Origin of the sequence: Erwinia plantamica (genome assembly GCF_043420595.1) — a bacterium.
Taxonomy (GTDB): domain Bacteria; phylum Pseudomonadota; class Gammaproteobacteria; order Enterobacterales; family Enterobacteriaceae; genus Erwinia; species Erwinia aeris.
Genome location: NZ_JBGCUC010000056.1, coordinates 1 through 506, shown reverse-complemented (window position 1 = coordinate 506; position 506 = coordinate 1). Strand labels below are relative to the sequence as shown.

1 protein-coding gene is annotated in these 506 nt (G+C 36.6%); it reads left to right on the top strand.

From position 1 onward, the window contains the following. On the top strand, positions 1-305 hold a 305-nt coding region (locus AB3U87_RS22035), incomplete at its 5' end, for a hypothetical protein (protein WP_394150532.1). Positions 306-506 lie beyond the last annotated feature (201 nt).

The following is a 506-nucleotide window of genomic DNA, read 5'->3' as shown; positions in this document are numbered from 1 at the left end:
TTGATTACAAATATGGCGGGGCAACTCATTTTATTATGAGTGGCAGTGTTGATGGTAAAATAAATTTGTTTGGCTGGCATGAAATATCCCCAAGTTACACTATTTTCATAACAGACGAGGCTATCTTCGTCCAGAAAAGCTTTTCGAGTAAGCTTTTAAAAAAAATTACGCGAGCTGACGAGAAAGGAAACGAAACTGAATGGGTTGAGTTATCAAGTTTAAAATTAAACAAAGTATCACAGGACGATCATTTTCACTGTAATGATAAAATAAAACCTAAACGTGTAAGGTATATTAAAAACTGACAGGGAGTAAGTTTCAATGAAAATAAAAAATGAACCTATCCGTGACGCAGAATGTTTTTTTGATGATAACGGGAAGCCTGATTTTCGCAGTTGCCTCTCACCTAAAAGCGTCAACGTCAGTGCAGAGTGCAAACTTCCCGCGCACTTTACTGATATTATTTTTTCATAGCGTAAACGCCATCGGTGAGTTTTTCCTTTATG